Below are 25773 nucleotides of genomic sequence, written 5' to 3'. Positions count from 1 at the left end.
ATAAGTATTACCGAAGAATTAACAAGGAATTAGATTTTGGACCATTTTATTTATCAACAAGATTCGTTATTTGCTGAAGGTTGCTCTGTAGAACAACTTGCTCGTGAACATGGTACGCCGCTTTATATTTACTCACGCGCGACGCTCGAGCGTCATTGGAATGCATTTGATAATGCCGTAGCAACGCACCCGCATTTAATTTGTTATGCCGTTAAAGCAAACTCAAATCTTGCCGTGCTTAACGTATTAGCACGTTTAGGCAGTGGTTTTGATATCGTTTCAGGTGGCGAACTCGCACGTGTTATTACTGCAGGCGGTGACCCTAAAAAAGTGGTTTTTTCTGGTGTAGGTAAAACAACAGCTGAAATGGAACAAGCACTGAACATTGGCATTTACTGTTTTAATGTTGAATCAAGTGCTGAGCTGGAGCAACTTAATGAAGTCGCTGGCCGACTCGGTAAAGTGGCGCCTGTGTCATTACGTGTTAATCCTGATGTCGATGCTGGCACGCATCCTTATATTTCTACCGGCCTTAAAGAAAATAAATTTGGTATCGCGATGGATGAAGCTGAAGATGTTTTTGCTCGCGCACATGCCTTACCGCATTTAGAAGTAAAAGGTGTCGATTGCCATATTGGTTCACAGTTAACTGAAATGCGTCCTTTTTTAGATGCCATGGACAGAATGCTAGCGTTAATTGACCGCCTAGCGACTCAAGGTATCGAGATTAAGCATTTTGATGTTGGAGGAGGGTTAGGCGTCACATATGATGACGAAACACCGCCACATCCAGATGTCTATGCTGCAGCGCTATTAGAGCGTTTGGGCGATAGAGCATTAAAACTTATTTTTGAACCTGGACGCGCGATTGCTGCAAATGCAGGTATTTTTGTCACTGAAGTTTTATCACTAAAAGAAAACAGCGATAAGCGTTTTGCAATTGTTGATGGCGCAATGAATGACCTTATTCGTCCCGCTTTGTATTCAGCTTGGCAAAATATTATCCAAGTTAACAAAAATACTGCACCAACCTTTGAGTACGACGTAGTTGGCCCAGTGTGTGAAACCGGTGACTTTTTAGGTAAAAATCGTCAGCTTAATGCTAAAGCTGGTGACTTATTGGCGGTGCGTTCAAGCGGTGCCTATGGTTTTGTTATGGCATCAAACTACAACTCTCGTCCACGAGTGGCAGAGGTTATGGTCGACAAAGATCAAAATCAAGTGATTCGCGAGCGTGAAAAGCTTGAGCAATTGTGGCAAGGTGAACATATACTGCCTTAATTGCTTTTGGTTACGTTTGTTTTTGTTCGATAAGGGAAAAGTCTTTTGATCCAATTCACCAAGATGCACGGTCTGGGTAATGATTTTATGGTGGTTGATGGTGTGACACAGAATGTGTTCTTTTCGCCTGATCAAATTCGCCGTTTAGCCGACCGTAACTTCGGTATCGGTTTTGACCAACTGTTATTAGTTGAGCCTCCGTATGACCCAGATTTAGATTTTCATTACCGCATATTTAATGCTGATGGTAGTGAAGTAGAGCAATGCGGCAATGGCGCGCGCTGTTTTGCGCGTTTTGTGCGTAATAAAGGCTTGGTCAATAAATACAAAATCCGTGTCAGTACTAGTTCAGGAAAAATGACTCTGCGCTTGGAACGTGACGGCACTGTGACGGTTAATATGGGCGTACCGGTTACTGAACCGAGTAAAATTCCTTTTCGTGCTAAACGCTGCGAGAAAACCTATTTACTGCAAACACCTAAACAAACGTTCCTTTGTGGCGCAATTTCAATGGGCAATCCACATTGTGTATTGGATGTTGATGATGTTGATACCGCAGAGGTCGAAGAAATTGGCACCATGCTAACGCGTCATGAACGTTTTCCTAAAGGCGTTAATGTCGGCTTCATGCAAGTGATTAATCGTGGTCATATTAAACTTCGGGTTTACGAACGCGGGGCTGGCGAAACGTTAGCCTGTGGCACTGGTGCTTGTGCAGCGGTTGCTATCGGTATTTTGCAAAACAAATTAGATAACCAAGTTAAAGTTGATTTACCGGGTGGTAGCTTAACTATTAATTGGGAAGGGGAAGGAAAACCGTTATCGATGACAGGACCTGCCGAACATGTATTTGATGGACAAATCCAGTTATGAATGACGCAATCAATACAAAAAAAATATTAGCGGATAACGCAAAAGCTGCTGCAGAGTTGGGCTCTGAACTATCTATGTCAGAGCTATCGATGGATAATTTTCCCTTAGATGAGCAGCTTATCCGTGAGTATTTACTCGATAACCCCGACTTTTTTAATCGTTTCCCTGAGTTATTATTGGCAATGCGGGTATCTCATACTGAACGCGGTGCAATATCACTGGTTGAGCGCAGACAAGAAATACTGCGCACACGGGTAACGCAACTTGAAGAAGAAATTACCTCTTTAATGAAAATTGCCACCGAGAACGAGAAAATCTTTCGTTTTAATCGTGAATTAGCATTAAAAATACTTAAATGTGAAGATTTAGGTCAATTAAGGCAGGCCGTGTCAGAAAGCCTTAAACAAGAGTTTGGCTTTACCCATGTACGTTTAATTACCGTGCATGATATTGATAGTGAGCTGGCTAATATTTGGCGTCAACGTATTCAGCAAGGCTATTATTTTGGTCGCCTGACGCAAGCAGAATCTAAGCGTTTATTTGGTAGTGAAGTCGGCTCTGTCGCACTCACTAAATTGTCAGAAGAAAATGGCCAAGTGATATTTGGTGTAGCTTCAGCCGATGCCGCACATTTTCATCCGGATATGGATCATTTGTTTTTTGAACAGATTCGAGATTTAATCGATCATATGTTGCCAAAATTCTAGTGTAAAAGTTCCCGCGTTCATATTTTTACCATGATTTACTGGAGGATGTGTTTATGAGCCAGCTAAGTTGGTTAGCCTCATTTGAACGCTACCTTACCTCTGAAAAACAATTATCCAAATATAGTGTCCGAAATTACCTGTACGAAATTAATCGTGCAGGTAAAATCATCTTTGATAGTCAGGATATTACTGCGCATGATCAGCAGTGGTTAGCGGTCAATCGTGATCAATTACAAGCGGTTCTCGCCAAACTTCACCGCCAAGGTTTAAGCCCGCGCTCGTTATCTTTATGTTTATCTTCTTTAAAACAATTCTTTGAGTTTTTAGTCCGTGAGCAAGTGATTAAAGCCAACCCTGCCAAAAATCTGAATGCACCCAAGCAAGCCAAGCCGCTGCCTAAAAATATGGATTTAGATGCGGTCACTCACCTGTTAGATATTGATACCAGTGATTCATTAGGTAAGCGAGATAAAGCCATTATGGAATTGTTTTATTCCAGTGGATTGCGTTTGGCTGAGCTGGCGAGTTTAGATATTCATGATATCGATTTTCAACAACATGAAGTGAAAGTGACGGGCAAAGGCAGTAAACAACGGATTGTGCCCGTGGGTAAAATGGCCCTCAATGCGTTAAATGTTTGGCTTGAAGCTAGATCTGCTATGGCAGTAGGCGAAGCGGGTGATGCATTATTTGTTAGCCAACAAGGCAAGCGACTTTCTCATCGAAGTATTCAACTGCGAATGAATAAATGGGGCCAGGAACAAGCATTATCTGCAAAAGTTCATCCTCATAAATTGCGACATTCCTTTGCAACGCATATGCTTGAATCAAGTGCAGATTTAAGAGCGGTACAAGAACTACTGGGCCATGCCAATTTATCCACCACCCAAATCTATACCAGCCTTGATTTTCAGCACTTAGCGAAAGTGTATGATGGTGCTCACCCTAGAGCAAAAAAAGCCAAGGGGAAATAATGAAACAATATTTAAGACTTAAACCATTTAAAGCCATCAGTTTTGATCTTGATGACACCCTCTATGACAATATGCCGCACATTATGAAAGCGGAGTCAGAGTTGTCGCTGTTTATGCAAGATAATTTTACAGCGCCTGCAAACTGGGGGATAAGCCAATGGCGCTTATTAAAGTCAGATGTAATAGTTGAGCACGCTGAGCTTGCGCACGATACCAGCGCCGCTCGTTATGAAGTGTTACGCCAAGGCTTACTTAAATGGGGCTATTGTGAAGTTGAAGCCACCCGCGGCGCCCAACTTGGTATGGAATGTTTTAACTTTAACCGCAGTAACTTTAAGGTTACTGACGAGGTGCTTGAGTTGCTTAAAAAGCTTGCTCAACATTTCCCTCTTGTCGGTATTACCAACGGCAATGTTAATTCTTCACGTATCGGATTAGAAAATGCCTTAGATTTTGTGGTTCACCCAGGTCATGGGGTGAGAATGAAACCTTACAGTGATTTATTTGACTTGAGTTGCCAGCATTTAGACATTGCGCCATCAGAGTTATTGCACGTTGGCGATCATGCCATTAGTGATGTGTTAGGGGCGCGAAAAGCAGGCTGCCAGAGTATTTGGCTAAATCTTCATACAGAAGAAAATAAGCAGGCTAAATCAATATTACCTCATATTGAAATTAAACAACTGCAAGATATTCTACGGTTAATCGAGTACCGTTAATTACAGAAAATCTTGCCACTTTACAGTTATGTAAAGGCAGAAAAATAAATACAAATTGTGCGGTAATCGTGGTTTTTATCTATTTAAAATCCTGAGAATCTGTTCTGCTAAGAAACCCCATAGTGTTTTTGGGGGGTTTAGCTTAAACTGGCGCGATGAAGTCGTAATTCGTACGGCTAAGTTTTATCTACATTTACATCATACAGGGCAAGACTAAGCACTAATGTCAGCTTTATATCGCAATTTTAGGGTCAAAAATATATCGTTTCCAGCAATGCTGGCGCGATTGTTGATCATGATTTTTGCGATGCAGTCTGTTGTTGCGATGGCGGATAATTGTAGTTTTGAGCATCAAGATTGTGATGAAAATAGTGAGTATTTAGCGGTTCAAGTAAATGAAACACCTGCTATTGATGTAAACGAAATTAACCTGAATTTCAGACATGAAGAAAGGCAGAGCAGTGCAGCACTATGTGATGATGTTTTTGTTGTCTCGATTCATGTTGATGATGATTGCGGCGAATGTACTGATAACTGTTGTTCATGTTGTATGACCTTGATGCACCCGGCCACTATGGTGCAGCATAACCTTGTCGATTCAGATTATGTGGCCTTTACGTTTACATCTACCGCGGTAGAGTCCCCTTACTTTAGTTTTTTACGTCCTCCCCAAGCCTAACCTTTTAATCAAAATCATTATGTAATGGACAAATTACTTTATGGAATTTGTCTAAGCCTGCTGTGCTTTCCTATGACTGGACTTCCTAGACTTAGGTTATCAGTTGGCAGTTATCTTTTTGTATTAAATCGAGGCTAATCTCAGATGTTTTACAATACATGTTTCTCGAAACAGCGTACTGCGCTATTTCAAAAATGCTGCACCCGCTTTCTAGGGCTGTCAGCACTGTTATCAGTTAACGCTTATGCTGCAGAGACTGTAACGGCACCATTAACATTACAGACGGTAATAGAACGGGTTCAACAGCAACATCCTTCTTTAAAAGTATTTCAGTTTAGACAGTTAGCGCTTGATGGTGAAGCGCAAACTCAGGCGCTATCACCGGGGTTTGAAGCCGGTTTTGAGCTTGAAAATGTGGCAGGTACTGGCGAGTATCAGGGCGTTGATAGTGCTGAAATAACGGTGTCATTATCGTCAGTGATAGAGTTCGGTGACAAGTTAGATGCCCGCTCTGGGATTGTGAATAAAAAGCGTGGACTACTTGATGCTGAGCAAAAAATTGCCGGTTTAGGCATTCTTGCTGAAACCACTCGTCGCTATATCGATGTATTGGGTGCTCAGTCCAAATTACAACTGGCGGGTGACGCTGTCACGCTGGCTGAAGAAACCTTAACCGTTGTTGAGCAACGCGCTAAAGCGGGCGTGACTCCAGATGCTGAAGTTAAAAGAGCGCAAGCAGCGGTATTTAATACCAGACTCACTGCCGAAACTCAGTTGCATCAGCTTGATTACGCTAAGTTAGTACTCAGTATGATGTGGGGTGAATCTCAGGTTAACTATGAAACCCTCGAAGGCAGTTTATTTGAGTTTACCGATGATGTGGCATTAGCCCCGTTATTTGAAAAAGTGAAATACAGTCCGGCTATTGAAGCATATTTAACGCAGAGCCAATTGAAAGAAGCCGAATTACGTTTTGCTCAGTCGCAATCAAGTGCGAATGTGAGTTGGTCTGTTGGCGTCAAACAAATGCAGCAAACCAATGACACCTCGCTATCGGCAGGCTTTAGTGTGCCTTTATTTAGCGGTGAGCGAAATTCAGGTGCAGTCATTGCAGCGCAGGCGGCAAAAGATGAAGTGCTGATTAATAGAGAGATAGCATTACGAGAATTGTATGCGCAATTATACCGTGCTTATGCCAGCAGAAAACAAGCCATTGTGACGGTCAATCGTTTACAAAACAGCATTATTCCCACGTTAACCTTAGCCCTAGAAGATACGCAAAAGGCTTATGAACAGGGACTTTATAACTATCTTGATTATCTAACCGCAAGAGAGGAATTATTGTTCTCACGTCGGGCACTGATTGATGCAGCGGCTTCCGCTTTGCGGTTTGGTGTTGATATCGAGCAACTGATAGCTGAACCATTACCTGCATCTCAGCACTCCTTCTTTCGTGATTTCCAAGGATTTTAACCATGAACCATAGTATTTCTAGTCACTTCTTTGTGCGTCATCTTGCCATGTTGATGACATTATTGTTTTCAATATCGGTTCAAGCGTCAGCTGAGCATCAGCATGAAGAAAAACACTCAGAGCCCAATCATAGTCGTCACGAGACGCTGCATGCTACCCATGGTAATAAGGAAGATGAACACGGACACGAAGATGAACACGGACACGAAGATGAACATGGTCATGAAGATGAACATGGCCATGAAGATGAACATGGTCATGAAGATGCACATGGTCATGAAGATGCACATGGTCATGAAGATGAACATGGTCATGAAGATGAACATGGCCATGAAGATGAACACGAAGAAGGGCAAGTGCATATCAGTACAGAGCAAATGGCCGTTTCTGGCATTGTTGCTCATTCAGCTCAAGCAGGTGAAATCAAAAAGGTATTAACCTTATATGGCCGCACCATTGTCCCTGAGCGCAATACCAGTCATGTGAAAGCCCGATTCGCGGGTTTGATTACCCAATTAAATGTGGGAGTGGGCGAAAAAGTCCAAGCTGGACAAGTGATTGCAGAAATTGAATCTAATGCGAGCCTCAAACGTTACTCGATTAAAGCGCCAATTAGCGGCGTGGTGGTGAGTCGTAATGCAAACGTTGGCGAACTGGCTACTGATAATGTGTTACTGAGCATTGTTGATAACAGTCAACTTTGGGCTGAATATCAAGTCTTTCCTAGTCAGAAAAGCCGTGTTTCTATCGGCCAAAAGCTCAGTGTTGAATCTGAACAATTAAGCGTGACATCTGCTATTGAATACTTGCTGAATCCAATGAATAACGAGGCGTACCTGCGTGCTCGAGCGCCAATTGATAATAGCGAAGGGTCATGGACAGTAGGCGCTTTTTTATCAGGTGAAGTGACCCTAAGTAAGCGCAGTGTTGACTTAGTCATTGATAATCGCGCCTTGCAGGTGATGGAAGATCAGCAAGTCATTTTTGTTAAAAATGATGAAGGCTTTGAAAAGCGCGTGGTCACTCTGGGTAAAAAAGACCGTCAGATGAGCGAGCTTTTATCGGGTTTAGCTGTGGGCGAAGAGTACGCGGTCGATAATAGCTTTTTATTAAAAGCCGATCTTGAAAAATCTAGTGCTGCGCACGTTCACTAAAGGAGACGCACATGATTGAATCAGTTTTGCGTCTTGCCATTACTCGACGCTGGATGATGATGTTCTTAACGCTACTGCTGGTTGCAGTAGGGCTGTGGAGTTATCAAAAGTTACCTATTGATGCGGTACCGGATATTACCAATGTGCAGGTGCAAATTAGCACACGAGCAGAGGGCTATTCACCGCAAGAAACCGAGCAAAGAATCACATACCCTATTGAAAATGCCTTAATGGGTATACCGAGCTTGTCTTATACTCGCTCCCTTTCACGCTATGGGTTATCGCAAGTCACCGTGGTATTTGATGAGGGTACGGATTTGTATTTTGCCCGTAATCTCATTAATGAACGCTTAAATGCCATAAAAGGAAAGCTGCCCAGCGATATTGAGCCAGAAATGGGGCCAATTTCAACCGGCCTTGGCGAAATTTTTATGTACACCATTGAGGCGCTGCCTGATGCTAAGCAAGCTAATGGTAGCGAATTTGATGCCACCGCATTGCGGGAAATTCAAGACTGGATTATTAAGCCTCAATTAGCACAAGTACATGGCGTTACCGAGATTAATACCATTGGCGGCTTTGATAAGGAGTACCATATTACGCCGTTACCCATGAAGATGTTGGCCTATGGCATCTCATTTGGTGATATCAAATCAGCCCTTGAAAACAACAACAGTAACCGCGGTGCAGGTTTTATTGAGCGAGAAGGCCAGCAACTTACTGTTCGTTCAGCTGCGCAATTAACTTCAATTAATGATATTGAACATGTTGTCGTTAAGCGTGTTGATAATGCGCCGGTATTCATTACTGATATTGCCGAAGTAGCCATTGGTAAAGCACTGCGTACTGGTGCAGCTACCCGCGATGGTAAAGAAACAGTACTCGGTAGCGCAATGATGCTGGTGGGCGAAAATTCTCGTCAGGTATCATTGGCTGTAGCGAGTAAGCTTGAAGATATTAAGGCGTCATTGCCAGCAGGTATTAAGGTTGAAGCGGTTTATGATCGCACCACACTGGTTGATAAAGCGGTGTATACGGTACAAAAAAACCTAGTAGAAGGGGCTTTGTTGGTCATTGTCGTGCTATTTATTTTACTGGGTAATGCTAGAGCTGCATTGATTACAGCGGCAGTTATTCCGATTGCGATGCTAGCAACAATGACGGGTATGTTGCAGGCCGGCGTGTCGGCAAACTTAATGAGCTTAGGCGCGTTGGATTTCGGTCTTATTGTCGATGGCGCAGTGATTATTGTCGAAAATGCCATTCGCCGATTAGGCCAAGCTCAGGCGCAAAATGGTGGACAGATTTTACCGCGCAAACAAAGGTTACAGCTGGTGTTTGAGGCGACCAACGAAGTCATCCGTCCGAGCTTATTTGGTGTGCTAATTATTACCGTTGTTTATATTCCATTGTTTAGTTTAACTGGCGTAGAAGGGAAAATGTTCCACCCTATGGCTGCAACCGTTGTAATGGCATTGCTGGCAGCATTAGTCCTATCTTTAACTCTTGTGCCAGCTGCAGTTGCACTGTTTATGACGGGTAAGATTAGCGACAAAGAAAGCCGCGTTATTACCCTAAGTAAGTCGCTTTATAAGCCGCTACTCATCCTTGCAATGAAGTTACGTTGGTTAGTATTAAGTGTCGCGGTTGCGCTGGTGGCTTTTTCTATTTGGCTTGCGACCACATTAGGTTCAGAGTTTATTCCGCAACTGAATGAAGAAGACATTTTACTGCAAGCGATTCGTATTCCTGGCACTGGATTAGAGCAATCTGTTGAAATGCAATTACTCTTGGAAGATCGTATTAAGCACTTTCCTGAAGTGTTAAATGTGTTCTCTAAAATTGGTACCCCTGAAGTGGCTAACGATCCTATGCCGCCGAACATTGCCGATACCTTCATTATGCTTAAGCCGCGCAATGAATGGCCAGAACCGACAATGAGTTATGACAAGTTAGCTGCTGATATTGTCGCGGCAGTATCAGGCCAGCCAGGTAATAACTTTGAGCTAACACAACCGATTGAAATGCGCTTTAACGAGCTGATATCAGGTGTCCGCGCTGATTTAGGCATTAAAGTTGTAGGGGATGATTTACAACAACTATTGACCTCCGCAAATGAGATCCACGAGGTGCTGGAGAAAATTGATGGTGTAACGGATTTACAAGTTGAGCAGGTTACTGGCTTGCCCATGTTGTCTATTCAGCCAAATCGGATGGCTTTGGCGAATTATGGTCTGTCAGTACGGGAGTTACAGGACTTTGTTGCAACGGCTATCGGCGGGGATGAAGCGGGACTGATTTTTGAGGGCGATCGCCGTTTTAAAATGGTTATTCGACTACCTGAAAATATCCGCCAAGATGTAGAGCATTTACAAGACTTACCCATAGTCATGCCATCTGGTGAGTATGTGCCGTTATCTGAAGTTGCCAGCTTAGATATAGCGCCATCTCCCAATCAAATTAGCCGTGAAAATGGTAAACGCCGCATTGTCGTAACGGCCAATGTTCGCGGGCGAGATTTGGGCTCGTTTGTGACGGAAGCTAAGCAACAAATCACCGAACAAGTGGATATTCCTGCGGGTTACTGGCTCGAATACGGCGGCACATTTGAGCAACTTGAGTCTGCAAGTCAGCGATTATCGATAGTGGTGCCACTGACCTTAGCCATCATTTTAGGCTTACTGGTAATGGCCTTTAGTTCAGTTAAAGATGCGCTGATTATTTTCACCGGCATACCGCTTGCGCTAACGGGTGGGGTAATTTCGCTGTGGATTAGGGATATGCCATTATCGATTTCTGCGGGGGTTGGCTTTATTGCATTATCGGGGGTAGCAGTACTTAATGGTTTGGTATTACTGAGTTTTATTCGGCAGTTATATCAAGAAAAAGGCGAGCTACTTAATGCCATTATTGATGGTGCCTTAATCAGATTAAGACCAGTATTAATGACCGCACTCGTGGCCGGTTTAGGGTTTGTGCCCATGGCACTTAATATTGGCACTGGCGCAGAAGTACAACGTCCCATTGCTACCGTGGTGATTGGTGGGATTATCTCATCGACTTTATTAACCTTGTTTGTGCTGCCTATTTTGTATCGGATGGCGCATCAACGCAGTGAGAGAAAAGCGGTATAAGATTATTGTGATGAATAAATGCTTCGGTTAATGCGAGGCATTTTTTTTGAACTATTTTATGACGAGACATTTAAAGCAAAAAAAATGGTTCTGCTGGGGGAGCAAGAACCATTAAAAATGATGAACTTTTAAAGTGACGCAATAGGTATAAATTTTTACAGGGAAAGTGCTTTTGGAAATAATAAATTATTTTCAATATGAATATGTGTTTGTAAGTCGGCATCAAACTCAGCTAGTGTCTTATAACACTTCTGCCAGGTACTACAAACACCTTCAGGTATTTGGTAGTTTTGGGTTAAATCACGTAATTGCTGCAAGATAGTACCGGCATGGTCATGCTCGTGTTCCATGGCATTTATCGGGTTCCCGATATGGCCAAAACAACCGTTTACTTCCAAGCCATCACCTAAACGTCTCATTGCAGGAAAAAGAATCTGCTCTTCTTTCATAAGGTGTGGCATCAAGTCTGCGACTAATGCACCAACAAGGTTCGCTAATGGCTGAATTTCTGCATGGTCAGCAGCATGTGCTTGCACCATTCTTTGGGTGTATTCGACTAGTAAAGGCGCCGTTTCACGTACATATTGATGATGAGTCACTTCAATATAATCAATGAGTTTTCCGAGGGGGAGTACCTGTAATTGCTCAAAGCTTGAAGATGTAGTCATGAAAGTTCCAAAGATGCATATAAATTACATGTATTCTATATGCATCTTTAAAATGCTCAATAAACTATCAGTAAAAATGCCAGCTAGATCACATTTATAACGATAATTCGTTACTTATTGATTGCAGCGCTGTTGCTCCGTTAGTGGAGAACTTAATACATGCTCGGTCACTTTTTGGTTTTCTAACATACCGCCAATCCGTAACAGATTATTCTCATGGCAAATCAGTCCACGATGATCCATTGATGGAGTAGAAAGCGGGGTAGGGGTTAGCCATATTTTATTTGCAAAGTCGAAACTGTATTGAAATTGTTGCGGACGACTCGGTTCGCCGTTATAACCTATGCCGCTGTAATTATATGGGTTATCACTGCCACCGATAAAGATGGCGTAGCCTGCTTTATCAAGGTTTGCATCGTTATCTTTCTTATTACTTATATTCGAGTTTACGCCTGTTGCCGCCATTCGATAATGCGCAATAGCAGGCTTATTCAGGTCGCTTTCTCCAGTCTTAGCAACAGAATAATGTGGCAGTAATTGCCAGCTAATTCTTAAATGATTCTCTGGGTTCACTTCACCATATAAACACACGGGTGATGATGCATAGCTGCGACGTTTACCTATATTAGCCTGAACTTTCACACCATCGCATAAGACAATTTTATTGTTAACCATGGCCACAGCTTGACCGAAAACGGCAGGTGCAGGTATCGGACTTGCCTGAGACCAAGTATCGGTTTGAGTGTCATACACTTGGACTAAATTAACATTGCCATCGTTATGCCAACCGCCAAATAAATACACATAACGTTGCTGATAAACGCTGGCTGCCGTGTCATCAACAGCGACGGGCATGTCGGCAATACGCTGGTACTCATTAGCGCTGATGTCGAAACGGTAATTATCGACAGTGCTAATTTCTTCATGATTTTTAGCCACAGTGTAGCCACCAAATACATAAGCCTGATCATCCACACCGACAGCTATAGAAGCTAATCTTCCAGCCAAAGGGGCTACAAAAGGAACATCTTTAATGGGCTGCCATTGGTTATTGGGATCCGATAGATCAAGCGCCCACGCTTTGTTATGCACCGCGAGATAATCTTTTGATTCAGCAAGCCCAGTAAAACTTAGTAAGTACTGGGTTTTATCTGTAGTGACTTTGGCTATGGCATTATTTGAAACTGACTCAGGCAAGGGCGCATAGGTTGCAAAAGCAATCGGTGCCGAAATGGTTAATAAGATAGCTGAGCTGAGTTTTAAAGGCAGTTTCATGTAAATCCTTTTTTGGGTTAGCACTCTTGTTATTACTGTTGTTATTAGTGTCGTTAGCAGTGCAATGATTAGTATGGTAAGCCGTATTCTTTTCAGTATATGCAAGCATACTTTACACAAAATAAGCTATCGAGCGAAGCCTTTATAAGAAAGTATAACAATGAAATTTCTATGAAAATTAGGGTGTTTCAGGTAATTTAGACGCTCATTATTTAGTTAGAATTAACCGTATTCGCACCTTAAATTCAAATAATAACAAGGGTAACGATAAATTTTGCTCTCTAAAACATTATTGAAAAAAATGACATCTGCACACTTTCTCCATCGATGGCTAATGCTGCTGCTGGCGATTCCCATCATCATATGGAGCGTGACCGGTAGCTACTTTGTGTTGATGGATATCGGCTTTATTCGAAGCGATCATGTGATTAGCGAAGTAGAAGTTATTGACCCTTCTCAAGTACAATATCCGTTAAGTAAGGTCTACCGAGAGTATCCTCAAGCACTGCAGATATCTCTTAAAAGCGTGCTTAATAAAACAGCTTATCAAGTCAATTTAGCAGATGATAAGCTACTCATCGATGCACAAACGGGTCAGGTACTTGAACCCTTTAGTGAGCAACAGGCACGACAGATAGCTGCCTCATATTTGCCATCAATTTCAGCGTCGCAATTAAGCTCAATGAGCCTTATCGAACACAATGCTCCAGCTGAGTTATCTGCAAGGCATTTACCTGTGTGGCGAGCTGAGTTTGACGATATTGGCATGACAACCCTCTATATATCCGCTAAAAGCGGCGATGTGGTCACCCGTAGACATGAATTTTGGCGCTTGTTTGACTTGTTTTGGAAGTGGCACATCATGGATTATAACGACGGTGAAGCCATTGATAATCAATTACTCTTTTATACTTCAATAAGCGCATTTATCGCTGTGTTTTCTGGCCTGGTGTTAGTGTGGCAACGCCGAAAGAGGTATGTGAAATGAGTGCTAAATCGAGCGTTAGAACAGGCAAAACACCAAGTAAGAAAACCAAGCGGTTACAGCATTGGATCCGAGTCTGGCATTACTGGGTAGGCGCGTTAGTTAGCCTACAATTTTTGATTTGGTTAGGGACTGGTATTTACTTTAATATCACCCCACACGAAGCGCTAAAAGGCATGGCATATAGTCATCATGCTGGCCATGAAGACTTTAATTTCAATGCTGCAGATCTAATAACGGCAAAGCAAGTACTGACAAGCCATCCGAATCAACAGCAATTAGCACTCATTTCATTGAATAACAATCCAGTGTATTTACTGACTGAAACCGTAATGCGTTATAAACATGAGTGTCAGCAGCAAACGCTCATCAATGCCTATAGCGGCGAAGTGATGGATATTGACTCATCATTAGCAACCACGTTGGCCATCAAGAGTTACATGGGGCCGGGCAGCGTTATCAGTGCTAATAAACTTAAGCCGCCGATTAGCGAGTGGCCTAAAGAATGTAATCCTCTGTGGCAAATCAACATGGATGATGATTTTGAGACGCGAATATACATTAATGCCATTAATGGACAGTTAGTTGGCCACAAGAATTCCGATACAGAACTGGCAGATTTAATGTTCAAACTGCACTTTATGGATTACTTACATCAAGGCAGTTTCAATAACCCTTTTAGCTGGTTCTTTGGCTTAATGACCTTACTGTTATCGTTATCTGGTTTGTATTGGGTGGGAGAGAATCTAGTGAATAAGCGCTATAAAATACCTTTGAAGTAGTGAAGTGAAATCCTATTGTTAAATGATTTTCTTTTCAAATACTAAAAATAACACAAAAGAAGGCCCTCATCTGAGGGTCTTTTTAATAGGCATTGTTAACTTAACATGCCTATATAGTCATAAAGCTTAATATTAATGAAGCTTGCGACGACGGCCTGCAAATAAACCTAATACACCTAACGCTAAGAAGCCTAAGCTACCACCGCTTGATTTTGATTTAGCTTCTTCCACAACTGGGAGGGTACATGAACCATCATCGGTATTAGCATTGGCATCATAGTTAGTTGCAGATGAATCAGTACAACCATTTTCTATTCCATCAGAGCTAACCGTTAGCATAAAGCTGGTGGTCGCTTGATCTGATGGGTAAGCCATATCATGCACTGTTACAGATATCATGGTTTCACCAAACCAATCAGCATCTGGAGTAATAGTAATGCTATCACCTTCAACTACAGCAGTGATGTTATCACCCGCAACCATAATGCCATTGTTGGTAGCTTTAAGATCGGAGTAAACAACATCTAGAGTCACAGAGCTATTTTCTTCAATCATTTGATCTGCAAAACCTGCAACTTGGATATTACTTGGCGCAGAAACCGTATGAGATACAGTCACTAACTCTGAATCAGCGTATTGGCTGTTAACTGTTACCGCATTATCCATTCCCGTTGCCGAAGCCGCTACACGAGCAGAGAAGCTAACCGTTAATGCTGAACTTTCAGGGCCTTGGTAGTCAGCACAAACCAGCATACCTTCAGCTACTTTGTCATCGACATCATTGAAAGCAAAACCATCATTTAACCAGCCTTCAACAGGGCCATAAGTACCACGCTCGCCATAATAGCCATGCAAACCAATTGAGCCAAAGTGTGCATTAGCCGTTTGAATCGCTTGATAACCAAACATGATTTCATGGGCGCCTGGTGCAAAATCTAACTTGGTTGAAATAATGGTTTCAACATCAAAGTAAGCTGATGCATCAGGATTACGGTTGCCAGTAAAGCGGTTATAAATCTCTTCTCCACCTTTCCACTGGAACACATAATAGTCTTCAATCACTGCCGCATAAACTAAGTTAGTTACGGCGCCGACATCATCACGGAATGCTGCTTCTGGCATCATCACGTCACCACGCCATAATGGCGCAACTATAGTGTCGGGGAAGTTTTGGAAGGCATCATTAAACTCAAAGTGATAGTTGTAGAAATCAGGCATTTCGTCAAATTTCACATAACCAAATGGTGAGACTTCTAATAGGTCATGCAACATGTCTTGCTCTGCACCATATAAAGGTACGTGCGGTAAGCCATTTGCCGACATGGGTAAACTAAGATACTGATTAGAGTAACCTGCTAGATCTAAGTCATCAAAACCATACTGTGATGGGATGTCGACAAAGGTGTCACTGGTATCTTGCATCTGCGCAGGAATACGACAAGTAGCATCATCTACACTGGTGGTAAACACATAGTGACGTGGAGTATCTAATGATGAAGGTTGCAAAGTATTAAATGCAATGGTGTTGCCATCAATTGTCATGTCTTCAGTGTATTGTGGTAAGCCAGAAACCTGAACGCTATCTTCAATTAACTGGAAGCCAGCAGCAAGTTCAGTACTTAGGGTTAATTGACGCTCTCCACCGAGTAAATTAGGTGCAACACTGACTTCAAAGTCAACAATATCACCCACTTTAGCGCTAGTATGGCTTGCTTCAATTTCAGTATCGCTACCGTCATGAATAAGCTGTACTGGTATATAACCTAAGTTATCATCGTTATAGCTGTCACTACCAATGCCGACATAACCATAATAAACATCGCCCTCTTGTGCGTCAGTTAGATCATAGTCGAGCTGCACACGGTAAGGGTCCATACCATTTGATGAGTCAGGGCCAACCGCAGTCAGATTTGCATCGTCTTGATCGCCGATGACGGCTAAAGCAAACGTCATGTTATCAGCAAGGTTATCCTCATCTTCATGCTCATACTTATAGTTTGAACCATAAGCCCAATAAGTACCTGGGGTTGGATTATTGATGGCGCAGTAATCGTTGTTATCAATACGTGAGTAACAAATGGCTTCTTCATTCCACTGAATTTCACCATCGTTATTAACGTCCATGCCGATATCAATAGAAGCATATGCATTGTAGTCTGCTTTTATCACTTCCCAAACGATACGCTTGGTGCCTTCTGGTACGTCAAAGAAGTTAACCACTTGGCCTTCATCCATACGTGCTTGTGCGGCACTGCCTAAGTCGCGTACATCACTGCGCTGCATTTGCACATCAAAGACTTCTGCTTTAACTAAGCCGTTGACGCGGCTATTAAAGGTTTGAATTTCTTCAGTGTTGATTTCTGGAGTTAAGATATGGCCTTGTTGTCTATGGATTTTACCCATGACATTTTCAGGCAAACTGGTACCACTGTATCGAATGCTAACGGGTAAATGTTGCATTGGCATATCAGTGCTTTCTGGAGTAATAGTGACATCACCCAATAAGCGTAATGACGATGAGTCAGCGCCGGGCGCTTGAACCTCTAACACTTTAGCTGTCAGCATGATGGCCTGAGTTTCGCCTTTGCTAAGGCTAAATGATTGAGGCGACACTTCTAATGACAACATGTCAGCCCCTTCCATTGCTAACGATTCAGCGTCAACTGTCCAGCTACCATCAGCGGTCGCTGTGAATGTACGCATCATGGTACAAGTACCATTACAGCTTTCATTGTAAAAATATGGCACGTTTAAGGTATTAACTGTGCCACCGCTTTTAGGATTAGCAGCGCGGTAGTTATCACCAGTTTCGTCCATTATCAGACCCGCTTTATAAGCGCGTGCAACGTTAATCACACCACTACCCGCATCGCTAAAGCCTGCAGCTTCTAAATCAAGGTATGGGTAAGTTTCAACGGTACGAGTTACATCTGCTAAACTCGCCGTCATCATTAATGCTGACTGAATTTGTGCAGGGGTCCAGCTTGGCTGTGCTTGCTTTAGTAATGCCATTGCACCAGCAACATGAGGGGCTGCCATAGAGGTACCACTAATGGTATTGAAATCTCCAGGGATCCCAGACATTGAGAACGCCATATCATCGGCCCAAGCGGCATAAATATCGACACCAGGGGCAGCTAGATTTGGTGACATTACTTCTGGATTATCAAAGTTATGACCGCGAGATGAGAAATCGGCTAATGCGTTAGGGACACGCTCAGTGGTGACCACATTTGAGGCAGTAATGGTTAGCTGATGATCGCTACCACCTGATAGCCAGCTTGATAGCCCAAAATAGTTGGTTGAAGCATCACCATAATAAGCACTATAAGGAATTTGTATGCCTGGAATGACATACGGGTCATTACTTACGGTTTCGCTTGAGCTCGCATTACGTAAAATAAAGCCACCTGCGCCGCCTTCTGCCACATTAATGGCTTTTTGAACTCGGGCAATATCACCGCGTTTACATACGACGATAGGCGCGGTGTCGTATGGGATACCTTCAGGTGAATTATCAAAAAATCCTTCAGGGAAGGTTTCATTACACTTTTCATATTCCCAGCCATAAGCCTTAGCTTCGACCACAGGACCTGTATAGGTGTCAGTTATACCGCCACCAGTAATGTCAGCCAACGCTTGTTCGCCGCCCATTGAATCGGTGAGTGCTTTACCTTCAACACTAAACTCACGACTATGGGTTGTTGCTGCAACTGAGGTTAACCAAGGTGATAAATGATCAATCGCGCCGCGACGCACAGATGCCTCAGAAGGGTCAAAAGAATTACCAGCCGAGGCAGCAACCGAAATACCGGCTTCACGGGCGGCTAGAAAGGCCATTTCGGTCGGGGATTCCCACGGAAATGCGCCATAAGCGGTACCAATAGAGTAGTTAATCACATCGACGCCATCAGCCACAGCATCCTCAATACCAGCGAGCAGTGCAGAACCTGGACAACCGGTATAACTGTTAAAGCTGGCGTCACCTGGATGGCAAACTTGATACATGATTACATTGGCATGAGGCGCTACACCAGAAATACGTGGCAGCATCAAGTTGGTTGCTTTACCGTCACTGGTTACGCCCACATCAGGTACCATATAGGCACTATCTAAAATCACGTTACCCGCTGCAGTAGAGGCAGTATGAGAACCATGGCCGTTATAATCTTCGCCATTAGCGGGTCTGAGTGGGCCTTCGATTTCCCACCAACCTTTATCAGGCTGAAAAGTTTCATCGCTATAAGTATCTGTTATGACGGGGTATGAGCGCACACCAATGAGCTTGTCATTACACATACTTGCAAATTCTTCTAGCTCACAGTCACCAAGGTAACCTTCGTAGCGTGAAGGTAACTGATGCACATAACCGTCATCACCTTGTGCAGCAAATGAAGCGTGGTCTGAGTTAATACCTGTATCGAGCACACCAACAACAATGCCTTTACCGGTAAATTCTTCGCCAGTAACTTCACCTGTCCAAAATTTGTCTGCGCCGATATGTTGTGGGCCAACATCAGTGTGTAATTGGTAGATCATTTCGCGAGTAACGTTGACCACGCCGGCTAAGTTAGCCACATTGGCAGCTTGCTCTTGGCTCATGCGCATCGACATACCGTTAAAGGCCAGTTGATAAGTATCGATGATTTTAGCATTACCCACTAAGCTGGTAATTTGCGATGTGATACTGGCTTGTTTCTCGGTTAAGTAATTACGATAGGATTGTACATCGGTGCTATGCACATCGACCTTATCATGTAACTGTGGGCTTAAAGCCGCAGGAATTTTATTGGCTCTAGGGCTGGTGGCATTTAATCCTGTAACGCTACCTTGATATAATGACACTGGCTTATCTGATAATTGGATAATATAAGTTTGCTCACCCTCAATATTATCTTCATAAACAAAAGATACTTTTTGATCTGAATTAGTAATAGCACGATGAACATTACGACCATTACTATTACGAGATGGAGTTATAATCTCACCTGACAAACGGTCTTTATTTTTATTATCGTTATATTTTTTAATCGCATCAGTGATTATAATAGGTTTAATATTCTCAGAATATACACCACCAAAATTAGCGCTGTCAGCACTTGCACCTACAGCCCCCGCATAAATGGCCGCAAGGGTCATTATGTAACTTTTTTTAAATTTCATTGTCTTTTCTTCCATCAATATTTATGAGTGCAAATCCTTTTAACAAATTTGTCACATTAATATTTAACGTGTATTTACTTAAGCTGCTAATTCATTTTATGAATTGAACTATAGCTTTATCGAAAAAGCATGAGAGGCTATGTTTAAGAGGTATTATGGAATGGGCTTACTTAACAGTGGTTTATATCTATTCCTGCATAATATATAGATGCTGGTGGAGTTCAGTTAGAAGATACTAAGCTTATTTTTACCCGTAATGATACAAAGTGAAACAAAATGATTGTTGTGAATATAAGACTAATTACTCTATCGTAATGAGTTGAAGCACAAGAGTTTAACAAGGTGGGTTTTGTAACGGACTTTAATAATTTTATGGTAGATTCGAAATATAGAAATGGGTAGATTTAGGCAGATTTAATAATGATGAAAATGTTCAATATATAATAAGGCTTGAGATGGAGTTACGTCATATAAAATACTTTGTTGTATTGGCTGAATTAAGAAATTTTAATAAGGCGGCATCTGAATTAAATATTACTCAGCCTTCTTTATCTAAAAGTTTACAAAAGCTTGAGTCATTAGTTGGTGGTAAGTTATTTCAACGAAACTCTAAAAACATGACAATCACTTTATTAGGTGAGATGGTATTAAATCATTGTCAGAATATCGTAAAACAACACGATAAATTAAAACATGATATCGCCATATTTCATGGTAATAATGAAGATGAAATTAGAATTGGTGCGAGTCCTATTCCATCCAATTGTTTGGTAGGCCCTATATTAGCGCCGTTTATGCAAACTTGTGCCAATATGACTATTGATTTAAGAGTAGGTAATTGGCAATCATTAACTGAGCAGTTACTGCAAGGGAAACTAGATTTATTTGTGGCAGAAGCTCGGAATTCCGGACTTGAAGATAACTCATTATTACGCCTGCAGGCATTACCGCCTTTCTCTGTTATTTTTTGCTGTCGTCCTGAACACCCACTGGTTAAACTGCCGAGGCTTTATCTTCCGACATTCCGTGATTATCCAATGGCAATTCCACAGTTACTGCCGATAACAGTAGCCAATCAATTTGAAGAGTTGTTCCAACTACAGCGCGAAGACTTTGCCGGTTTAATTCGTTTTGACCAACTTCATTCAATAAAAGACTCTATCTTTAATTCTAACTTAGTGGTGTTGACCCCTGAAATTGCAGTGCGTAATGAATTACTAGCGGGGACATTAGTACAGCTTAATCCACAATTGATGCCGCAACTTAATGCTAGGTTCAGCATCATCAGCTTAGCAGAAAAGACTCAAAGCGAAGCGATGAAAATCTTTACTGACCTCCTTGTGCAGCGTGCTAACTATGTAAAAGAATCAGTGGGCGTAAATAAACACATTCAATAAATTGGGTGCAACTTTGGTGTGGAACAAATTATTACTGAAAAATCTGAGGCTAATATCATTAAGCTGAAAAGAAAATATTGAGTCGTGAATTATTGAGATATAGTAACGCCTGAATATCAACAGTTTAATGCGTGAAACCATTTAGTCGTAGGTTTAAAATTGTTACCACAAAACATTGAAAAAAGTATTCCTTATAGTTGGTTTGGGCGTTTGTATTTAGGTAAACCCAATGGCATTACCTTAACTGCTGCAGGCATTGTATTTACTCGTCACCAAAGTCATTCGATTCCGTATTTCTTGAAATCTAAGCTCTTGCTTGAAGAGGTGGCTATATCCTGGGATCAGCTAGCATCACCAGCTGAATTTACGCCGAGTTTTTTAGGTTGCCTATTACGATTTGAAGCCGAAGGTAAGCTTTACCAAGTTTCATTTCTAGGTTACTTCTCAAAATCATCATTCAAAAAAGATATCGAAATACTGTGGGCGCATGCCCATGAAAAAAAGCTATGCCAATTAATCGCTCGCATTGAACATACCCTGGCGAATAAATACCTACGTCAATCGTTACTTGAGCAAATGCAGTTAAGAATTCAGCGTGAATATGCCCGTTGGTTCCCTTGGTGCAAGTCAGTTGATTTATCTGAAGACCTCAAAGCTGCCTTAATCAAACTGTCTCGTTTTAATAGCTGGAATAAAACCAAAGTAACGCAAATTAGGCAGCAATATGTACAGTCGCAACTCACAAAATATGCTGATTTTTTTGAGCATATTGAATCAATGCCACTTACAGCTAAGCAACGTCAAGCTTGTGTGATTGATGATGATAATAACTTGCTCTTAGCAGGCGCTGGCACAGGAAAAACTAGCGTAATGGTTGGCCGTGCTGGTTATTTAGTGGCAAGCGGTCAAGCCCAAACTACGGATATTTTATTGTTGGCTTACGGTCGAAAAGCCGCTGACGAAATGGATGTCCGCATTAAAGAAAAACTCGGCACTGATGATATCAAAGCCAGTACCTTTCACAGTTTGGGTTTAAAGATTATTGCCGAAGTAGAAGGTAAACAACCCAGTTTGTCACCTTGGGCAGATGATGAAAAAGCCAAAGATAAATGGGTACAAGATACACTTGAAAATTTGATAGAGGATAAAGACTACCGCAAACCGCTATTTGAGTATTTCAGTCAGTATTATTACGTTGAAAAAAGCCCATTTGATTTTGATTCAGAAGGTGAGTATTTCGAATACTTAACTGCTAATGATATTCGCACACTCAAAGGCGAGCGAGTAAAGAGTTTCGGTGAGCTTTATATTGCCAATTGGCTGTTTAGTCATGGCATTGAATATCGCTATGAAGCGAAATATGAACACGATGTCAGCAGTGTTGATTTTCGGCAGTACCAGCCGGACTTTTACCTGCCTGAATATGACGTTTATATTGAATATTACGGTATAGATGAAGCCAGTAATACCGCCCCATATATTGATAATGAAGCTTATCTAACATCAATGGCGTGGAAACGTGAATTACATCAACAGCATGGTACTGCTTGTGTTGAGCTATTTTACTACCAACATAAAAAGGCGGTGTTAATCGATGAGCTTGAACAGGCTGTAACGGCATTTAAAGTGCAATATGCGCCATTACCCGATGAGGCGATACTTGAAACATTGCATGAGCTTGGGCGTGTTACTGAACTCGCTAAGTTATTTAGTCTGTTAATCGGCCTCTATAAATCAGCCTGTCTCGACGCTAAAGGTTTAGAGCATGTTTTCAATAATGCCGCTGACCCAACTCAAGCCCGCAAAGCATTTGAATTGCTAGAGCCAATTTTGCACCGCTATCAGCAACATCTATCAGCCAATGGTGATATCGACTTTGAAGATATGATTGGAAAAGCACTGGCTTATATCGAAACAGCACAATTCGTCAGTCCGTGGCGCTATATTATGGTGGATGAGTTCCAAGATATTTCAGAACCTAGAGCGCGTTTAGTAAGAGCATTAACTCAGGCTTACCCTCCACAGAGTAAAACCACAGCCTCACTATTTTGCGTCGGAGATGATTGGCAGGCCATTTATCGATTTACGGGTGCAGATGTTAGCTTAACGACAAAATTTACCGCGTATTTTGGTGCAACTGAAAAAACCTATCTTGACCAAACATTCAGGTTTAATAGCAGCATTGGCGAGGTGGCTACCCAGTTTGTGACTCAAAATCCTGGGCAACTAAAAAAGGACATTCGCTCTAAGGTGATAGTCACCAAACCTGCGGTTTCAGTTATTAAGCGCGGCGAAAATGAAGTCGCAACAGCAGCAAACCCCACTCCAAATGCAATAGAGCAAGCATTGACTGCAATCAGCACTAGAGTATTAAAGGGTGATGATGGTGTAAAATATAAGCCCACAGTGTACTTACTCAGCCGTTTTTGGTTTCAGTTACCAGATAGAAATGCCTTAAGGCAACTTAATCATCAATATCCAAACATCACCATAGAGTGCCAGTCTTTTCATGCCTCAAAAGGTAAAGAAGCAGACTATGTCGTTATCACAGGAATGAAAACAGGCAAGCATGGTTTTCCGTCCAAGAAAATAACCCCACCTTTATTAGATGCATTTTTACCGCAAAGTGAAGACTTTGAGTTTGCAGAAGAGCGGCGACTTTTTTATGTGGCATTAACCCGCGCTAAGCATCGGGCCTATGTACTCGCTGATATGACCGATGTGAGCCCGTTTGTCATCGAGCTAATTCAGCAAGACTATGCCATTGAGCAAGAAGAGTTCACCACATCATTAGTGCAAAGCCTATTTGAGGATATTAACTGTGTTCGGTGTACCACAGGAATTTTAAAACCAAGAACTGGGCGCTTTACATCATTTTATTCCTGTTCTCATTTCCCTTTGTGTGACCACAAAGAAGAAGGATGCGCGCTTTGTGCAAGCCCGATGACGCGTAAACGTTTTGATGGTTTTAAAGTCTGCCTCAATGATCAGTGTGCTCATACCACACCGCTGTGCAGTGTTTGTGGTGCTGATATGGTACTTAGGAAGAGTGCTAGAGGTGAATTCTGGGGTTGTAAAAATTATCGTGGTAACAATTCACAGAGTAGAAATTTACCAGGTCAGAATCCCCAAGGTAAGAACGGTCACGACAAGAACCATCACGATAACAAGCCAAGTTGCAGACATGCAGTGGATAAAGCAAAGCTCATATTGCCCAACTAACATGTCTACCTTGGTGCTGAATCGTTATATTGATATTTGAAGATAGTTTATTGTCGGCTGAGCTTTTGCTTCTAAATTCTGGCTTCTAACTTCTAAAGTCTGACCTTATATCAGGAGACCTTTATTACCCCGCTGAACTTTGATTTAAGTTGCGGGTATATGTTGGGGTGTCGAGTTCAGCTAAGTCATGTTTATCATCGTTACTACTGTCGGACTTTTCTTTTAGAAATTCATGTATATTCAGCAGTTCAACTGAAGTAAATCGCTCTTTTTGAGGTGTTATTGTCGAGGCATCCACGATTACTGCTGAATGCTCAGTCGGTGTTTGAATCCCTGTGGCAATCACCATTAATTCTAGCTCGCAATCAAGCTCTGGAACGATAGTTAATCCAATAATTACCAGTGCGCTTTCATCTAATTGCTGATGTAGGGTTTCTCCAATAAAGTTATATTGGCTCAGTTCAATATTTTCAGAGGCCATCACACTCACAATCGCGCCCTTTGCATGAGTAAGGTCAACATCTTCCAGTAATGGGTTTTTAAGCGCATTATTGATAGTCAGCTGCAAATCTTCCCCAGGCATTTGCTTCGCCACTCCCATAGCGGCTTGTCCCTGGTGATCCACAACAGCAATGAAATCATTGAGATCGATATTAATCAAACCTGATTGACTAATGGTGGTGGTTAACCCCAGTAATACATCTTGCAAAATACGGTTACTTTCAAAAAAAGCGTTAACAAGGCTGACTTTCTTGTCCAGAGTTTTAGCGAGTTTGTCGTTAGGCAAAACTATTACGGCATTGGCGTGCTGCATTAATTCATCGACACCTTTATTGGCCAGAAGATTTCTTTGGTGTCCTTCGAAACTGAAAGGGGTAGTAACGACGACTACCAATGGTTTATTAAGCTCAGTGGCGATAGAGGCCATAAACGGGATCGCCCCCGTGCCTGTTCCACCGCCCATACCGCCGGTGAAAAAGATGATATCTGCTAATTCGATAAGTTCTCTAAGCTGGGCTTCAGATTCTTGTGCCGCTTCATGACCTTTTTGAGGCTTAGCGCCTGCTCCAAGACCTTTGGTGGTTTCAAGGCCAATCTGCAACCGAGTCTCACATTGTGAGGTTTCCAGTGATTGTGCATCCGTATTGACGGCAATAAGTTGTACATTATCATTGAGAGGGGACTGACTAAGTTGATTAATAGTGTTACATCCACAACCCCCGATTCCGAAAACGGCAATACGCGGTGTTTGCTTGGTTTGTGCGAGTAGGTCAAACATCGATTCAT

16 protein-coding genes and 1 pseudogene are annotated in these 25773 nt (G+C 42.2%); 13 read left to right on the top strand and 4 right to left on the bottom strand.

What is annotated here, in order from left to right; all coding sequences use genetic code 11:
* Positions 1-36 precede the first annotated feature (36 nt).
* From lysA to FPK91_RS11775, 9 genes are all read left to right on the top strand, one after another.
* Positions 37-1281: a diaminopimelate decarboxylase gene (lysA, locus tag FPK91_RS11815; protein ID WP_144211442.1), complete on the top strand. Its 1245-nt coding sequence runs from the start codon at positions 37-39 to the stop codon at positions 1279-1281.
* Positions 1282-1326: 45 nt separating this feature from the next.
* Positions 1327-2154 (top strand): diaminopimelate epimerase, encoded by an 828-nt coding sequence (gene dapF, locus FPK91_RS11810; RefSeq protein ID WP_144211441.1) that lies wholly within the window; start codon positions 1327-1329, stop codon positions 2152-2154.
* A gap of 74 nt (positions 2155-2228) precedes the next feature.
* Positions 2229-2861 (top strand): DUF484 family protein, encoded by a 633-nt coding sequence (locus FPK91_RS11805; protein ID WP_144214369.1) that lies wholly within the window; start codon positions 2229-2231, stop codon positions 2859-2861.
* 53 nt (positions 2862-2914) lie between these two features.
* On the top strand, positions 2915-3835 hold the full coding sequence (xerC, locus tag FPK91_RS11800) for a tyrosine recombinase XerC (RefSeq protein ID WP_144211440.1): 921 nt from the start codon (positions 2915-2917) through the stop codon (positions 3833-3835).
* Complete coding sequence (locus FPK91_RS11795; RefSeq protein WP_144211439.1) at positions 3835-4554, top strand: HAD-IA family hydrolase; 720 nt, start codon at positions 3835-3837, stop codon at positions 4552-4554. Before xerC ends, FPK91_RS11795 begins: the two co-directional genes overlap by 1 nt.
* Before the next feature lie 295 nt (positions 4555-4849).
* Positions 4850-5233 (top strand): hypothetical protein, encoded by a 384-nt coding sequence (locus tag FPK91_RS11790; RefSeq protein WP_227006766.1) that lies wholly within the window; start codon positions 4850-4852, stop codon positions 5231-5233.
* Positions 5234-5377: 144 nt separating this feature from the next.
* Positions 5378-6706: a TolC family protein gene (locus tag FPK91_RS11785; protein ID WP_144211437.1), complete on the top strand. Its 1329-nt coding sequence runs from the start codon at positions 5378-5380 to the stop codon at positions 6704-6706.
* Positions 6707-6708: 2 nt separating this feature from the next.
* Positions 6709-7860, top strand: coding sequence for an efflux RND transporter periplasmic adaptor subunit (locus FPK91_RS11780; protein WP_144211436.1), 1152 nt, complete (start codon positions 6709-6711; stop codon positions 7858-7860).
* A gap of 11 nt (positions 7861-7871) precedes the next feature.
* Complete coding sequence (locus FPK91_RS11775) at positions 7872-10994, top strand: efflux RND transporter permease subunit (protein WP_144211435.1); 3123 nt, start codon at positions 7872-7874, stop codon at positions 10992-10994.
* Between the two features lie 155 nt (positions 10995-11149).
* On the opposite strand, the pseudogene FPK91_RS11770 reads toward FPK91_RS11775, so the two are convergent.
* A pseudogene (locus FPK91_RS11770) lies at positions 11150-11638 on the bottom strand (hemerythrin domain-containing protein); the annotation flags it as partial.
* 138 nt (positions 11639-11776) lie between these two features.
* Positions 11777-12937: a Kelch repeat-containing protein gene (locus FPK91_RS11765; RefSeq protein WP_144211433.1), complete on the bottom strand. Its 1161-nt coding sequence runs from the start codon at positions 12935-12937 to the stop codon at positions 11777-11779.
* 301 nt (positions 12938-13238) lie between these two features.
* Between FPK91_RS11765 and FPK91_RS11760 the strand changes: the two genes are divergently transcribed.
* Both FPK91_RS11760 and FPK91_RS11755 read left to right on the top strand, forming a co-directional pair.
* Positions 13239-13925, top strand: a complete 687-nt coding sequence (locus FPK91_RS11760; protein ID WP_227006554.1) for a peptidase — start codon at positions 13239-13241, stop codon at positions 13923-13925.
* Positions 13922-14704 (top strand): PepSY domain-containing protein, encoded by a 783-nt coding sequence (locus FPK91_RS11755; RefSeq protein ID WP_144211432.1) that lies wholly within the window; start codon positions 13922-13924, stop codon positions 14702-14704. Before FPK91_RS11760 ends, FPK91_RS11755 begins: the two co-directional genes overlap by 4 nt.
* A 132-nt stretch (positions 14705-14836) precedes the next feature.
* Here FPK91_RS11755 and FPK91_RS21220 read toward each other — a convergent pair whose 3' ends face one another.
* Positions 14837-19867: a S8 family serine peptidase gene (locus FPK91_RS21220; protein WP_144211431.1), complete on the bottom strand. Its 5031-nt coding sequence runs from the start codon at positions 19865-19867 to the stop codon at positions 14837-14839.
* 455 nt (positions 19868-20322) lie between these two features.
* On the opposite strand from FPK91_RS21220, the gene FPK91_RS11745 reads away from it, so the two are divergent.
* A complete protein-coding gene (locus tag FPK91_RS11745; protein WP_144211430.1) occupies positions 20323-21264 on the top strand; it encodes a LysR family transcriptional regulator in 942 nt (313 codons plus the stop codon).
* 159 nt (positions 21265-21423) lie between these two features.
* Complete coding sequence (locus FPK91_RS11740) at positions 21424-24486, top strand: UvrD-helicase domain-containing protein (protein WP_144211429.1); 3063 nt, start codon at positions 21424-21426, stop codon at positions 24484-24486.
* A gap of 124 nt (positions 24487-24610) precedes the next feature.
* Here FPK91_RS11740 and ftsZ read toward each other — a convergent pair whose 3' ends face one another.
* Positions 24611-25765 carry a cell division protein FtsZ gene (ftsZ, locus tag FPK91_RS11735; RefSeq protein ID WP_144211428.1) on the bottom strand — a complete coding sequence of 385 codons (1155 nt, stop codon included), beginning with the start codon at positions 25763-25765 and terminating at the stop codon, positions 24611-24613.
* Positions 25766-25773 lie beyond the last annotated feature (8 nt).

It is taken from the genome of Shewanella donghaensis (assembly GCF_007567505.1).
Lineage (GTDB): Bacteria > Pseudomonadota > Gammaproteobacteria > Enterobacterales > Shewanellaceae > Shewanella > Shewanella donghaensis.
The sequence above is the reverse complement of the archived record's forward strand: the minus strand, read 5'-3'. Positions and strand labels throughout refer to the sequence as shown.